The 15,145-nt window shown below is 46.1% G+C and carries 11 protein-coding genes and 2 pseudogenes; 9 read left to right on the forward strand and 4 right to left on the reverse strand.

Features of this window, described 5'->3' with window-relative positions; translation table 11 throughout:
• The first annotated feature begins 127 nt into the window (after positions 1-127).
• From QUA56_RS04275 to QUA56_RS04290, 4 genes are all read left to right on the forward strand, one after another.
• Positions 128-1,195, forward strand: a complete 1,068-nt coding sequence (locus QUA56_RS04275) for an LOG family protein (protein ID WP_333353664.1) — start codon at positions 128-130, stop codon at positions 1,193-1,195.
• Between the two features lie 137 nt (positions 1,196-1,332).
• Positions 1,333-1,935 carry a hypothetical protein gene (locus QUA56_RS04280; RefSeq protein ID WP_333353667.1) on the forward strand — a complete coding sequence of 201 codons (603 nt, stop codon included), beginning with the start codon at positions 1,333-1,335 and terminating at the stop codon, positions 1,933-1,935.
• A 162-nt stretch (positions 1,936-2,097) separates the two neighbouring features.
• On the forward strand, positions 2,098-3,303 hold the full coding sequence (locus QUA56_RS04285) for an urease accessory protein UreH domain-containing protein (protein ID WP_333353670.1): 1,206 nt from the start codon (positions 2,098-2,100) through the stop codon (positions 3,301-3,303).
• Positions 3,278-3,751 carry a hypothetical protein gene (locus QUA56_RS04290; protein ID WP_333353674.1) on the forward strand — a complete coding sequence of 158 codons (474 nt, stop codon included), beginning with the start codon at positions 3,278-3,280 and terminating at the stop codon, positions 3,749-3,751. The genes QUA56_RS04285 and QUA56_RS04290 overlap by 26 nt, the downstream gene beginning before the upstream one ends.
• Positions 3,752-3,849: 98 nt before the next feature.
• Here the strand turns inward: QUA56_RS04290 and QUA56_RS04295 are convergent, their stop codons facing one another.
• Positions 3,850-4,296, reverse strand: a complete 447-nt coding sequence (locus tag QUA56_RS04295) for an IS110 family transposase (RefSeq protein WP_333353732.1) — start codon at positions 4,294-4,296, stop codon at positions 3,850-3,852.
• A 339-nt stretch (positions 4,297-4,635) separates the two neighbouring features.
• On the reverse strand, positions 4,636-6,834 hold the full coding sequence (locus tag QUA56_RS04300) for a transglycosylase SLT domain-containing protein (RefSeq protein ID WP_333353676.1): 2,199 nt from the start codon (positions 6,832-6,834) through the stop codon (positions 4,636-4,638).
• 443 nt (positions 6,835-7,277) lie between these two features.
• Between QUA56_RS04300 and QUA56_RS04305 the strand changes: the two genes are divergently transcribed.
• From QUA56_RS04305 to QUA56_RS04315, 3 genes are all read left to right on the forward strand, one after another.
• A complete protein-coding gene (locus QUA56_RS04305; RefSeq protein WP_333353679.1) occupies positions 7,278-8,456 on the forward strand; it encodes a transposase in 1,179 nt (392 codons plus the stop codon).
• Between the two features lie 86 nt (positions 8,457-8,542).
• Complete coding sequence (locus QUA56_RS04310; RefSeq protein ID WP_333353681.1) at positions 8,543-10,021, forward strand: leucyl aminopeptidase; 1,479 nt, start codon at positions 8,543-8,545, stop codon at positions 10,019-10,021.
• Between the two features lie 599 nt (positions 10,022-10,620).
• Positions 10,621-12,861 (forward strand): PAS domain S-box protein, encoded by a 2,241-nt coding sequence (locus QUA56_RS04315; RefSeq protein ID WP_333353684.1) that lies wholly within the window; start codon positions 10,621-10,623, stop codon positions 12,859-12,861.
• Positions 12,862-12,992: 131 nt separating this feature from the next.
• On the opposite strand, the pseudogene QUA56_RS04320 reads toward QUA56_RS04315, so the two are convergent.
• Positions 12,993-13,121, reverse strand: a pseudogene (locus QUA56_RS04320) (IS1 family transposase); the annotation flags it as partial.
• Positions 13,122-13,228: 107 nt separating this feature from the next.
• A pseudogene (locus QUA56_RS04325) lies at positions 13,229-13,440 on the reverse strand (IS1 family transposase); the annotation flags it as partial.
• A 27-nt stretch (positions 13,441-13,467) separates the two neighbouring features.
• Between QUA56_RS04325 and QUA56_RS04330 the strand changes: the two are divergent.
• Both QUA56_RS04330 and QUA56_RS04335 read left to right on the forward strand, forming a co-directional pair.
• On the forward strand, positions 13,468-13,707 hold the full coding sequence (locus tag QUA56_RS04330) for a hypothetical protein (RefSeq protein ID WP_333353685.1): 240 nt from the start codon (positions 13,468-13,470) through the stop codon (positions 13,705-13,707).
• A gap of 18 nt (positions 13,708-13,725) precedes the next feature.
• On the forward strand, positions 13,726-15,144 hold the full coding sequence (locus tag QUA56_RS04335; RefSeq protein ID WP_333353688.1) for an O-antigen ligase family protein: 1,419 nt from the start codon (positions 13,726-13,728) through the stop codon (positions 15,142-15,144).
• The last annotated feature ends 1 nt before the right edge of the window (position 15,145 follow it).

Consider the following 15,145-nt stretch of genomic DNA (forward strand, 5'->3'; position numbering starts at 1 on the left):
CGGGGCAAAGCTACTGGAAAAGTTATTAGTTGCCAGCAGGGCAATTTGCTGGTGGCTATTGGCTTCTAAATTTGGCTTGCCCCTTAATTTTTAGTAGCGAAAAATTGTTACCGTTTCGGAAAAATTCATGATTCCTTCTGGATCTGGTCAAGGTTTTGAGTCCCTCCAAGCTGAAGTGATGGATTTGCTCGATCGCTTGCCAATGTTGAAGCACTCTGAGTGGATCGAACGATCGCTCTCTACTATAGTGCAAATGACTGGAGAGGATCTCGATCGCCTAGACTGGAAAATTATCTCGTCGTCTCTGCGAGATATGGAAAAGGCTTTTGAGATGTTTTATCCTTACCGCCACGTTCGCAAAATTGTGATTTTTGGTTCGGCGAGGGTGTCGCCGGAATCTGCGGAGTATTTGATGGCCAGAGACTTTGCGCGGGCGATCGCGCAGCAGGGGTTTATGGTGATTACTGGCGGCGGCGGCGGGATTATGCAGGCGGGGAACGAGGGGGCGACTGCTGAACGTTCTTTTGGGCTGAACATTCAGTTACCTTTCGAGCAAAGTTCTAATCCTTTCATTGAGGGCGATCGCAAGTTGCTCAATTTTAAATATTTTTTCACTCGCAAGTTATTTTTTCTCCGCGAGAGCGATGCTTTGGCTTTGTTTCCGGGCGGTTTCGGCACTCTGGACGAGGCTTTTGAGTGTCTGACTTTGACTCAAACTGGCAAGTTCGGGCCGGCTCCTGTGGTATTGATCGATCGACCGGGAGGAGATTATTGGCACGATTGGAATTATTTTGTGCAAAAACAATTGCGCGGCCGGGGTTTGATTTCAGCAGACGATCGGAGCCTGTATACGATTACTGACGATGTAAATGTCGCTTGCGAGGCGATCGGTAGTTTTTATCTGGTTTATCACTCCTCCCGCTACGTGCGCGAAAAACTGGTAATTCGCTTGAAAACAGAGCTTTCTGAGGAGAATGTCGATCGGCTAAATGCTGATTTTAGCGATATTGTTGTCACAGGAAAAATTGAAAAAAGTCAAGCTTTGCCGCCAGAAATAGGAGATCCAACTGTCGAGCTGCCGCGCCTGACTTTGCATTTCAACCAGCGGGATTTGGGGCGGCTTTACCAGCTAATTGCTGCTATTAATCAAATGGGTGCAGCTTCGTCGGCGGCCGCGCATCCAGAACAAAAGTAGTCATTAGTTATTAGACTTGTAGGGTGCGTCAGGCTTTCGTTAGAGAGCGATTATTAATGGTTTAGACCTCAGACGCACCCTACTATATGTGTCAGTTGCGTAAGTCCTAAGAAAGTAAAAAATTCAGGGTAAAATGTATGGCTTACAGCGATTTTAGTTTGGCAAGCGTCAAAAAAACTTTGAATTTAACGATTTCGCCGAGGCAAGATTTGTTTTCGGCCGTACCTGCTTTAGAATGCAGCAATCATTTAACAGAAACTTTAGCTTATAATGTTCCTTTTGCTCTGGCGAGTAATACGGAAAAATCACGCTCAGAAATGATTATTGCGCCGATTTTGCTGGAACTTACCAAACAGTTTCCAGATCGCATTAGTTTGTTTTCGGGAGTTGATTTTACGGTTGACAGCGACTTGGGATTAAACGGCAGTTGCGATTTTCTGATTAGTCGATCGGTAGAGTTCCTGATTGTTAGCGCGCCGGCGATTTTAATCGTTGAGGCTAAAAAGGAAAATATTAATGCTGGGTTGGGTCAGTGCGTAGCGGAAATGTATGCAGCTCAACTGTTTAACGAACGGGAGGGAAATCAGGTATCGAGGATTTATGGGGTTGTGACAACGGGAGAAATTTGGAAGTTTTTAATGCTGGAAGGGCAATCAGTTCAAATAGATTTATTGGAGTATTTTTTGAATCAGGTTGATAAAATATTGGGAATTTTAGCGCTCGGCATTCAAAATGGGTAATGGTAATGGGTAATTGGTAATTGGTAGCAAGACTTGTTAATAAGTTTGACAGACTGTCTTTTGACAAAATCGATAGGCTACATTTAGGATAGTCAACACTCATCAATAATCAATCAGCAGTAAAAAAACTAATAACTAATGACTGCTGACTACTGACTCAAAATGTTAGACCTGCTGCTAATTAGCACTTTGGGATTTCTCGGCAGTTTCGGTCACTGCGCGGGGATGTGCGGCCCGCTGACAGTGGCGTTTTCTCTCTCAAATTCCCGCAACGATAAATTAGCTGCTTTCCGCTTTCATTTGCTGCTGAATTTGGGGAGAATTGCAGCTTACGCTTTGGTTGGTGCTGCAATTGGCGGACTGGGTTCGGTGTTAATTGCTGGCGGATTTTTGGCCGGTACGGGTAGCGAATTGCGGCGCGCGATCGCACTTCTCACGGGCACGATGCTGATTTGGTTCGGATTAGTGCAAATTCAACCGAACTTGCTGCCCAGATTGCCGCTGCTGCACCCAATGTCGCACGATCGAGTCGGACAAGCAATGAGCAAGCTTTCGGCACAAAAAAACTGGTGGGTGCCGGTTGCTTTGGGTTTGCTTTGGGGTTTGATTCCCTGCGGTTTCCTCTACGCGGCGCAGATTAAGGCGGCGGAAACCGGAAACCCGGTTTTGGGTGCGGCGACGATGCTGGCTTTCGGACTCGGCACGCTGCCCACTATGCTGGGAGTGGGTTTTTTTGCTGGCAGATTGAGCGCAAACACGCGGAGTCAACTGTTTCGTGCGGGTGGTTGGGTGACAGTGGCGATCGGGATTCTTACCTTGCTGCGAACCGATGAAATGGTCGATTTCACAGGCCACGCAGGGCTGCTGTGCTTGATGCTAGCACTGTTGGCGCGTCCGGTTAGCAAGTTTTTGCCGCAACTGCTGCGCTACCGCCGCGCCTTGGGTGTGGGCGCGTTTGTCTTAGCACTCGCCCACACGTTTCATATGCTGGATCATACGCTGCAATGGAATTTTGATGCTGTGTCTTTCATGGTGCCGCAGCATCAGTTAGGAATGGCGGCTGGGATGCTGTCGCTGCTGTTGATGTTGCCGGCGGCGGTTACAAGTGTCGATCGCATTCAAAATTATTTAGGCAAACTGTGGCGAATGCTTCACCTGTTAAGCGTTCCAGCTTTCTTGCTGTGCGCTGTACACGCAACTCTCATCGGTTCCGACTATCTGGGCGGCTTTGAATGGACGGCGGTTAATCAATTGCGGGCGCTGCTGTTGGGAATAATTGCCCTAGGTGTCTTGTTAGTGCGATCGCGCTTATTTTGGTCAATTTTATCACTGGAGAAGTTCTATGTTTCGCCTGTTAAACAAAAGTAAAAGTTTGGGATTGTTAGTTTTTTTGGGATTGCTAATTGAAGCAGCAATTCCCAGTGCGCCGCACTTAAACTCGATTTCAGTTTTGGCGCACGAAGTCGAAGTCTCGGGAGATGTAGCTGCTACCTTTCACCTAGAACCCAACCACAACCCCCGCGCCGGACAGCCTGCGAGAGTCTGGTTTGCGCTGACTCGCAGGGGCGGTCAAATCATCCCTTTAGAGCAGTGCAATTGCAAATTAGCGGTTTATACCAAAAATCGCAAAGAAGCGGATAAGCCACTGATACAGCCCCCTTTAAAAGCAGTATCTGCGGAGAAATATCAAGGAATGCCAGGAGCCGATATCGTATTTCCCAAGGCAGGGATTTATGAATTAGAACTCAGCGGCGAGCCAAAAAAAGGAACTAATTTCAAACCCTTTAAACTGACTTATACAGTCACGGTTCGCTAAGATAATCTTTCCATCACCGAACATAAATCTTGTAGATACTGTCTTGACTTGTCAAGGGATAGCAGTAAAATAATTTGGGTCGAAAGGCTTTTGGGATTTTAAAATCCCAAAAGCCAAATGCACCAACTTCCGATATCATTGCACCAATCACCTGCATTTTGACGAAAGCCACGACTCAATAATCGTTCACTCATAGCTTTGAGCAAGGGATTGTGACGCATTGCCACCACCGCAGGCAAATACAATGCCTTTTTTCGTCGGACATTTCCGGTACAAGACAAACGAGTTTTGCCTTTAACCTCCGTCGCTGAACTGCGTTGACAGGGAGTTAAACCCGCATGAGCAGCTAATTGACGAGCATTGTTGTAATCGGAAATCCGACCGATTTCAGCTAATAACACTCCAGCCGTTTGTTCCCCAATACCAGGAATTGAGGTCGATCGATTTGAGATTTGAGATTTGAGATTAAAGATTAAAGAATTGAAGCATTGTATGGTGCGGAGCGTCCGAAGTATTTCCCGTTTAAGCGGAGCGTGTTCGCGGATGACGCACCCGGAACAGCCTAGTTAGTGGTTTCAATGCACAACAGCTTATATTTTTCTTGTTTCTTTAGATTTACGCCTGTTTGACGCAGCGATCGCCCACTCTTTTGTGGCGATCGCCTGACTGACTCTTTTAAGATACAAGGGGCGGGTTCCACCAAAAAGATATAACGATTAAGCTGTTACGCATTTAAACAACTAACTAGGTTTGTAGGGTGCGTCAGCTCGAACACTTATTAGGCACAAAAAACGCTTATCTACTGACGCACCTTACAATCCTATTTTAAATGTCGAACAGCTTACCAACAATTTAGATAAACCCGCCCCCACACCGCGAATAATTCACTTCGCTTTTTTCTGAGCAGCCGCATAATGCTCGCTCATTAACTGATTAACTTCTGGATTGTAAATCCGCAGATAATTCCAGTAATTCTCAAACACCGATTTTACGTATCCTTTGGTTTCAGGAAACGGAATCTTTTCCGCAAAAGCATCCGGGTCGCTAAAATCAAACCGCTTCAACCAATCTGATACTGCATTCGGCCCGGCATTGTAACTCGCCACAGCTAACATCGAGTTATTCTTGTACTCGTCGTGAGTGTGATCCAAATACCACGTACCGAGTTTAACGTTGTCGTCCACATTCTCCAATGAATACTTTTTGAGGCTGATTTTATCAGCAACCCAAGCTGCGGTTTCCGGCATTACTTGCATTAAACCGGTGGCACCAACTGATGATTTTATCCCGGGCATAAACCGCGATTCTTGCCGGATCAAGGCGGTTACTAATACTGGATTTATTTTGCGTTCTTGCGACCACTTGACAATGGTTTCTAAGTAAGGAAAAGGATAAAGCGCTTGCCAATAAATCGGTTGCTGTCTGAGAGCGAGGTATTGGGTTCTATCATCGGGTTTTTCGCGCTGCCGCAAACTCCCAACCATCCACAAACCGTCTAAATTGTCTCCGACTGCTACTCGCATTAAACCGTCGGTAAACTGTTCCGCAATACTTGGTTCTACGCGGTTGATAAATTCTATTTGCCACAGCGTCCAAGCATCTCTATCTTGACCTAATTGATAGAGTTCTTTTAACGCAGGAGAACCGGCCGTTGGTTCGGGGCGCTGAGGGGGCCGCACTACATTGGGAGACAAATCTCGGACTGTGGTAAAGTCGCCTACGGGCCAGCCGAGAAGTACAGCGGATCGCCACGCAAAATATGATTCTGGATAGCGTAAGAGAGTGTACTCAAATGAAGTCTTGGCGTCTTGTTGGCGGCCGAGTTGCTGTGCCCATTTTCCGACCCAAAATGCTGCTTCTGGAGCTTGTTCGCTGTCGGGATTGTGGGTGGTTAATTCTCTCGCCCACTGCCAAGCTGATTTTAAATCCCCGCCTTTGGCATACTGCTGGGCGATCGTCCACCGCAGTTCGCTTGCTTTATCAGAATTGTTGTATTTTGTCAATAGCAACTTGCGGGTATCTGAGGCGGATTGACCGCTGCCTAATTTGTCCAGAAGTTTGGATTTATCTAACAAAGCTTCGGCGGCATAATTGGGGAATTTGCTAATAACTCGATCGAGCAAAACGATCGCTTCTTTCGGTTCGTTCAAGCGCGACAGCCGAATTAAACCCAAACCAGTATCTTCGGCATCGGGGAAATCCCGCACTAATTCTTGATAGGCAATTTTCGATTCCGGGATTTTTCCGTCGAGCCACAAACCGCGAGCTTTCCGGTAAAGATTTTGGGCGGTGCGGGGAGCTTTCCCGTAAGCAATAGCTCCTTTGCCGTAATCCTGTTTTTCCCAATAGCCGAAGGCAATTTCTTCCCAATCTTCCGGTTTCAAAGCGGCGCTGTTTCGCTGCACAAGTTGTTCCAAAATTGTACCGTAATCATTGACATAATGACCGTGTTTTGCTACGAGCAGCATCAACTCCGGCTGATTGGGATTTTCTTTTAACTTAGCGAGGGCAATTTCTACGCTGCGGGGATGAGCGGGAAATTCAGTAATTGCCTGTTGCCAATATTCCGGTTTTGACTTGCCTAAAACATATAAAGCTTCCGCTGCTACGGGGTCGCTCGGATAATTTTTTAGCAGTTCCTGCCAAGCTTTTTGGGCTTTGCCTTTGTCGCCGCTCAATTGGTAAGCTTGCGCTCTTTTTAGGGCAATGTGAGCAGCTAAAACCGGATATTCTTGCTCTAATTTATCCAATAATGTTAATGCTTTGGCGGCATTTCCTTGCTGGATTAAATCGCTGGCAAGCAGGTAGCGGGCCCGGCTTTGAGGGGAGATTTGCTGCTGCGGGTTTGTACTTGCAGACTGACTGGCTGCGAGTTCAACTAATTTCGCCGATCGCTCGATCGGTGACAGCGACACCAGCATCTTGACTTCCGATTCGGAATTCGCTGCATCGAGGGGCTGCCCATCTTTCTGGAACGAGCCCAAACCCATCCATTTCGTCGCAGCAAGCCAAGAGCCGATCGAAATAACGCAAACTGAAACGCTGATTAAAACAAAAATTCGGGCTCGGCGTCGTTTTAGCATGGGAAAATTTAAGAGAATAAGAATAAAAAACCGATCGTTTGTCAAGAGCCATAACAGGCAGGATGCGTGTTCCACGCCATAACAGGCAGGATACCTGTTCAACGAGAAATAAAAGTTAAGAGTGGGGCGGGCCCTTTGGGCCGGCCCCTAAACAGATTATTGAGATTGGTGCGAGATCCGATCGCAAGCGGACTTGGCTGATATAGTAGCAGAATTTATTTCGATGCGGAGCGGGGAATTTGTGCGATCGATCTATTTACCCGCACAAAGGAAAAACGGCTAACTACCAAAACTTATGCTTAGAGCCTCCGTGCTGGGGCCGGGGGAGGAAAGCTAACAACAGGCTGTCTTCCTGCAGTATGGGTCGGATCTTTAACCATTCTTCATATCCTACGACTATTTGCAGGATACAATTAACAGGTCAAGTTAAGGTCGTTCTTAATATGGCTCAGCTAACACTAACGTTAAAGCTTCCGTTTCACAGGTTGAATGCCTGCAAAGCACTTGAATTTGAGCGGCTCACCGCCGTCAATACGGCTGTTGCAAATGATTTGCTGGCAGTTGACAACAAGGATCGTAAAAAGCTGACGAGTGCCGCGTTTAGACATATTGAGATTGGATCGATGTGGATCAATCAAACCATTCGGAACACCCATGCAAAAACTAAGGTGAAGCACTTTAAGCAAATGTGGCTTGAAGTGAACAACCAAGGTTATGAGGTTCTCAAGTCGGGCAATTTATTCACTGTCTCTTTCAGTCTCTATCGAGGGCGGAAAGGAAGAATTCCTCTTGATGTTCATGCCGCCTCGCATACCGAAGTTTTGGATAAAGCGATCGAAGGTTCTGCCAAATTAGGCAGTCTGAAGCTATGCAAGTCCAAAAAAGGTGTTTGGTATGCACTCATTTCTGTATCGATGGAAGTTCCCGATGCAGGTGATGTTAAAGGTTGGATTGGAGTCGATCGAGGACAAAACAATATTGCAGTCGCAGCACTGCCCAACTCCTTCGGCAAGTTCTGGAATGGTCGCAAAGTTAAAGCCACCCGACGACGGTTTCAGAAAACCCGTAAGGTTCTCCAAGAAGCGAAAAAGCTGAAAAAGGTTAAGCAGCTAGAATCGCGTGAGCGTCGCATCATGACGCAGATCAATCACGAGATTTCTAGGCAGTTGGTTCAGTTTGCTTCATACTTCGGAATGGGATTGCGGTTTGAGGATCTTTCAGAAATCAGAAGTACCTCAAAGCAACGCAAGAAAACCAAATCGGATGCAGCTCAGAACCGAGATGCTTGGGCGTTCTATCAGCTTGAAATCTTCACCCGCTATAAAGCGATTCGTGCAGGTGTTCCCGTTGAGTCGGTGCCGGCACCCTATACCAGTAAATCGGATCATCGAAATGGTGTTATCGGCAAACGAGTCAAGCACCAATTCAAAGGATTTGATGGGTATCGCTGTAACGCGGACTGGAACGCTTCGCAAAATATTGGGCAGTGGGTAGGATTTGCGTGTCCTTTGAATCTTCAGAAAGCGGTGTCTGCAATGGAAATCGTTGATTCAGAGGGTGGGGTCAATGACAGTCCCTTAACTGGTGATGCGTCTTTGACGACGGCTTCAGCCTCGTCTTAGACAACCGCTAGAATCCCTCGCGCTTGGGCCGGGGGGGTGTCAAAAAGTACAATCTAAAGTCTAAAATCTCAACTCTAAATCAAAACATGGAATTTCTAGTCACCGATACGCCCCGCTCTGTTTGGACGGGAGACGCCCTGGCAATTGGTCTGTTTGAGGACGCCCTGGAACTCACCGGCGATCTGGCACAATTAGATGAAAAGCTGGCAGGCACTTTGAAAGAGCTGCTACTGGAAGTAGATTTTAAGGGCAAAGTGGGTACGAGCGCGATCGCCCGCGTCGGCGGCAATAATCCCATCCGCAAAATTGCGATCGTCGGTTTGGGCAAAACAGAAGAGTTAAAATTAGACACCGTGCGGCAAGCTGCGGGTATTTGCGCCAAGTTAGCCAAAAAGGAAAAATGCAAAACCCTCGGAATTAGCTTTCCTGTATGGAAAAACGCGCCGGATTCTACAGCAAGCGCGATCGCCGAAGGTGTAGAACTCTCCCTAAATCAAGACAACCGTTTCAAATCGGAACCTGAAGACAAAAGCCCGCAACTCGAACAAATTCATTTGCTCGGTTTTGCCGGTACCGAAAGCGCGATCGCCCGCGCCCGCCAAATTACTGCCGGAGTCATTTTAGCACGGGAATTAGTCGCAGCGCCGGCAAATTTTGTCACCCCAATTACAATGGCCGAAACTGCTCAAAGTCTAGCTGCCGAATGCGGTTTAGAATTAGAAATTTTGGAGCGGGAAGACTGCGAAAAACTAGGCATGGGAGCCTTTCTCGGCGTTGCCCTAGCATCTGATTTACCGCCAAAATTCATCCACCTCACTTACAAACCAGAAGGCACACCGCGCCGCAAAATAGCAATTGTGGGCAAAGGATTGACCTTTGATTCCGGCGGTTTGAACATCAAAGGAGCCGGCAGCGGCATTGAAATGATGAAAGTAGATATGGGGGGCGCTGCGGCTACTTTGGGAGCGGCAAAGGCGATCGGTCACATCAAACCAGATGTGGAAGTTCACTTTATCAGCGCCGTCACTGAAAACATGATCAGCGGCCGCGCCATGCGCCCTGGAGACATCCTTACAGCTTCCAACGGCAAAACAATTGAAGTCAACAATACCGATGCAGAAGGCCGTTTAACCCTGGCTGATGCTTTGGTATTTGCTGATAAATTGGGAGTTGACGCAATTGTCGATTTAGCAACTCTAACCGGGGCTTGCATAATTGCTTTGGGCGACGAGATCGCGGGTTTGTGGAGTCCTCAAGATAGCGTCGCCGCCGAAATAGTCGCCGCCTCAGAATTGGCAGGCGAAAAATTTTGGCGAATGCCGATGGAAGAGAAGTATTTTGAGGGCTTGAAAGCATTGCACGCTGACATGAAAAATACTGGGCCGCGTCCCGGCGGTTCGATTACAGCAGCGCTATTTTTGAAGCAGTTTGTGAAGGATACTGCTTGGGTGCATTTAGATATTGCCGGCCCGGTTTGGACTGACAAAGAAAATGGCTACAATGGCCCTGGGGCTACGGGTTTTGGAGTTCGGACTTTGGTGCATTGGGCGCTGGGAGGCGCTTAATTGTGGATTTCCAGCACAAAAATTGAGATTTGCTCAGCATTAAAAGCCCGTTAGTCCATGAGCGAGCCAGGGGTTTAAGACTCCTGGCTCACAGCTTAAGTCATCTAAAAGAAAACTTAATACAATACTCCGGACAGTTTTGGGAACGAGACTACAAGCTTACGCGGGGCAAGGATCGTAAAAAAGTCGAATTAAATGTAAGTCAGGGGTGGAGCTGACATTGATTTAATTATCCACAGGGGCTGCGAAGTCTAGCGAGAATAAGCCATTGGGCTATGTAAAAACTGTCCGGACTATTGTTAATAAGGATCATTAAAAATTTAAATGTTTCAGAAGCAATAAGTAGGCGAGGCTATGTATTTATTCCGTCACTGCGAGAAACCTAAGCGTGGCGAGCTGCGACGCTCCCAATCGCTCATACTTGCCGAAAGCTTTGCTCCCGGAACCCAACCTAGCTAGTTTTGACATTCCCTGAAAAAATAGCTGTTTCATAAAAAATGAAAAAAGTCTATAATTATGTAAATATTTCAGTAGCCAAAATCAAATAATTATATTTGATCGGATTTGCATTGGTACAGATAACTTTTTTCTTGAACTTTATGCAAGAACAATTAACAGTTTTTTTTTCAACAGTTGCTTTATCTTCCGCACTCGGGTGCAACGCACTGACGGAGTTGCGACTGTATGCTATTTTTGACTCGCTGACGGCACTGGCTTATTGCTCGATCGCGCTATTTTTAGTTTATTTTAGCCGCCAAGGTTCTCACACCAAGATTTTCCGGATGTTTGCCGTTGTTTTTTTTGCCTGGGGTGCTGCTAAACTGACGGAAGTTTGGACGCTTTGGCATTCCATATGTTGGCTGTCGGTAACTCTCAAAGCTGCAAGTGCTTTGATTTCTTTACTTTTAGCCGCAGTCGCCCTCGCATTCATGCCGAAAGCACTTGCCGAGTCTGGTTTAAATAAAACAGAAAATCTTCCACAACTTTCGTTAAAACAAGTAGAAGAAAATCAGCACCAGCATGATATCGAGAAAGGAGAATTGGCAAAACAATCGATCGATCTTTACCTTTCAGATACTATTGTCGATCGCGCTTTAGCTCTCAATTCGCTTAACGAAAAGCTAGAAAAAGAAATTGCCGACCGCCAGCGGGTTGAGGAAAAGTTGCAATTGACTCAATGTGCGATCGACCGATCGGCAGATGCGGTATTCTGGATCGGGCCCAACGGTAAATTTTTGTACGTCAACGACGCGGCTTGCTCTTCATTGGGATATTCTGCCGCAGAATTGCTCTCGATGACCGTGCACGACATCAATCCAGATTTTCCCCAAACAGCTTGGAGTTTGCACTGGAATGTCTTAAAACGGTGCGGTTCGGTTAATATTGAAGTTCACCACCTCACTAAGTACGGTCGTATTTTTCCAGTAGAAATTACGATCGACCATTTGGAATTTAACGGCAAAGAATATCAGTGCGCGTTTGCTCGCGACATTACCGAGCGCAAGCGGATTGAGGCAGCTTTGCGGGAAAGGGAACAAGAATTTAGGTCATTAGTTTCTAGCATTCCCGGTGCAGTTTACCGTTGCAGTGCTGCTGGGCGATCGAGCTTAACTTTTATCAGCAGCGGCATAGAAGCTATTTCCGGCTATCCCGCAGCAAACTTTATGCTTAAACCGGTGCAGGCTTTTTCTAGTATAATTCATCCCGATGACCTGCTGCAGATCGAGAAAATTATCGATCTGGCTGTTAAGACAAAACAACCTTACACGATCGAATATCGCCTGATTCACTGCGACGGAAATGTGCGGTGGGTTGCAGAGAAAGGTCAAGCCATTTTCAACGCCGCAGGTCAAGTTTTATCCCTCAACGGTGCCATTTTTGACATGACAGAGCGCAAAGCAGCGGACGATGCTTTGCGGCTCTCAGAGGCGATCGCCAACAACAGAGCACAGCAGCTAGAAATCGCTCTCAAAGAACTTCGAGAAACTCAAGCTCACCTAATTCATACCGAAAAAATGTCAAGTCTCGGTCAAATGGTAGCTGGAGTGGCTCACGAAATTAATAACCCTGTCAGTTTTATCTACGGCAATATTTCTTACGCCAGCCAATATGTCAGAGACTTGTTGCAGCTTGTGGAACTCTACCAAAGATGCTATCCTCAGCCAACGGTAGAAGTTCAATCATGTATTGAAAAGATCGATTTAGAATTTCTGAGAGTAGATTTGCTAAAAATATTATCTTCGATGAAAATGGGAGCAGATCGCATTCGCGAAATAGTTCTGAGCTTGCGAAATTTCTCGCGTTTAGACGGCTCGGGAAAAAAGCTTACTAACCTTCACGAAGGCATAGACAATACGCTCATAATTTTGCACAACAAACTGCGAGCCAGAGGCGACTATCCCGAAATTAAAGTAATCAAAGATTACGGTAAACTCCCCTTAATAGAATGTTATGCAGGTCAGCTAAATCAGGTATTTATGAATCTGCTTAGCAACAGTATTGACGCCTTGGAAGATGCTTGCAACCAAAAAAGGCGATCCTCTCCGAGGGCTTCGCTAACGGCGGCCGGCGACGATTGGGAACCAACTATTAGCATTCGCACAGAAGCCCTGAACGAAAATAGTATTTGCATCCGCATTGCCGATAATGCGATCGGCATGACAGAAGACGTGCGGAGCCGATTGTTTGACCCGTTTTTCACAACAAAACCGATCGGGAAAGGCACCGGTTTGGGGTTAGCCATCAGTTACCGAATTGTCGCGGAAAAACACGGCGGAGCCTTGAGCTGCCGTTCTGCTGTAGGAGAAGGTACGGAATTTGCGATCGAGATTCCTTTATAATTTGGTAATTAGATGAGTGAGAAAATACATAAGTAGTCATTGCGAGGGTCACTCCGTGAAACGAAGCAATCGCAACGGTTATGATAGATTTACATTTTGTTACATAATTTTGTTTATTTGCGCCTACCTACTTAATAAATTAATAGACTCTTCGAGTGAGCCAGCATTTTTATAGACTTGGAATAGCATAAAGTTTGGCGGTGTAGACGAGCTAAATAATCACGTAAGCGTGTGTTCTCTCCTTTGACTCTGGTTATATATAGCGGTTCGAGCGAAAGATTCGCGGATGTTGTTGGGCTTCAGCCCTCTTAGTCTGGCTGGTTATGTAAGCTGTCAGTCATACCTCATCTTTTTGAGAAAGGCTATAAGTTTTGCTCGCAATCTGGTCGCCATTAGGAATGAAACAGGGATAAACTGACCATCCATCAGTGACCTAAAAATAACAATGCCAACTGCTAACAATTGCCCGTAAAGGTTGGAAAATAATAACACGCACGATCTCCTAAGACGATCGCCAAGATGCCAGATGCGAAAATGGTCTACCGCTGTCTGCAGCCAGATGCAAGTTTTTTTTGAGCCTCTCAATCAAGGTTTCCAATTGACGGGGTGACAACCCGTCAACACGATTGGTTGTCGGTAGCTAAACAAATTGGCGCCCACACTTGCGGCAGAGGTAATGAAAGCTTGCCTCCGATCCTCCGACACTCCGACGAGGGGACTCTGACGGGAGACAGCAACAGATTATTTAGATGCAACGCAGCCCGCGCCAAGGCGATCGCGCGACAACAGCCTCGGTTTCTTGTTAACTTAGTGGAGTTAGCCGGCTGCTCAATTAATATTTTTTAAAAAAAAGGGTAAAATTTTATGGCCAGAATGATTAGGGAGCTAATTTTCGGCAATAATTTATTGCTGGCTTTAGTGGCCGGTGTGGCACTGATTAGCACGATTTTGATTTTTCAGTTAGCGGCTAACAAAAAATTAGGTTTGCTCTGGGAAAAATGGTTTGCTGTTTGTTACATATTCATATCTCCCCACGTCAACCTGCCTCCGTTTAACTACATACATTTTGTCAATCTGGTTGCTACCAATGGCAGTAATATTTCTCAACTTCCCTGGGTTTTTTATCCCTGGGTAATCTTGGTTCTGTCGGGGAGATTTATTAGTTTTTTCAAAAATCAATTTGTCGAAGCCTTATCATTTTTGGTTTTGAGAAATCCTGGCTTTTGCGTGTATTGTTTGCTGCCAATAATATCGACGCTGTGGTCGTTAGTTCCCGAGATCACGCTAAAAGCCGGGATAGCATTTACAGGTTTTACGATTTTTAGTTTTTATGTGGGTGCGCGATATGAGTGGCCAGAATTATCTGCGTTACTGCGGTGGGGCTATACCTCGATCGGCATAGTTAGCATTTTGCGGTACCCGAATGTGGGAAAAGAATTTGCAGGAATTACCACCCATAAAAATGCTTTCGGCAGCATCATGGTTCTGAGTACAGCACTTTGGTATCTGCACTATTCCCAAGGTGCTAAAACTCAGAAAGAACGCTGGATAGCTCTGGCATTCATGTTGTTTTCCTTTTATTTGGTGAGAGCTAGTAGCTCGGGGGGTTCTCTAGTTAATAGTTTGATGCTCATAGTTGTAGTGTCATCTTTAAGTTTTTTGAGCAGGTTAAAGTTTCAATGGGCTTTTACTTGTATTGTCGGCTTTACCGTCTTGGGTATTATTACCAGCGTTTATATCATAGACAACTTAGAGTCTATTGTTGTCGGGGGATTGGGAAAAGATTTGACACTGACAGGGCGGACAGAGTTTTGGCCGCAATTGATCGCGGCGGCGAATCAGCGCCCTTGGTTTGGCTATGGATTTGATGGCTTTTTTAAACAAGAAGAAATTGGCGCGCAAACTCCAGCTTATTTCATATATACTGCCAATGGATTTCAACCAAAAACTGCTCACAACGGTGCTATATCAGTATTGCTATCTTTCGGTTATCCGGGACTTTTTTTAATCTTAGGTTCCCTGTTTACTAATCTAATTTTGGCAGTGCGACAACTGAGTCGCAGCCCGCTATCTGAATCGGGAATACCGATTATTTACTTGGTGTTTATAATATTGAATAACATTACTGAAGGCTCTTTAGGTGAGATGGGGGATGTTTGGCTTGCTTACGTATTATTAACAGTTAGACTCTGTATCGATAGTAGCAAATCTCCATCCAGCAACCGCCGCATTTACGGACGCGATTTGCCGTCCCCATCTGAATCCAGATTGAATCCCCATTAAT

Source organism: Microcoleus sp. N3A4 (assembly GCF_036701805.1).
Classification (GTDB): Bacteria; Cyanobacteriota; Cyanobacteriia; order Cyanobacteriales; family Microcoleaceae; genus Microcoleus.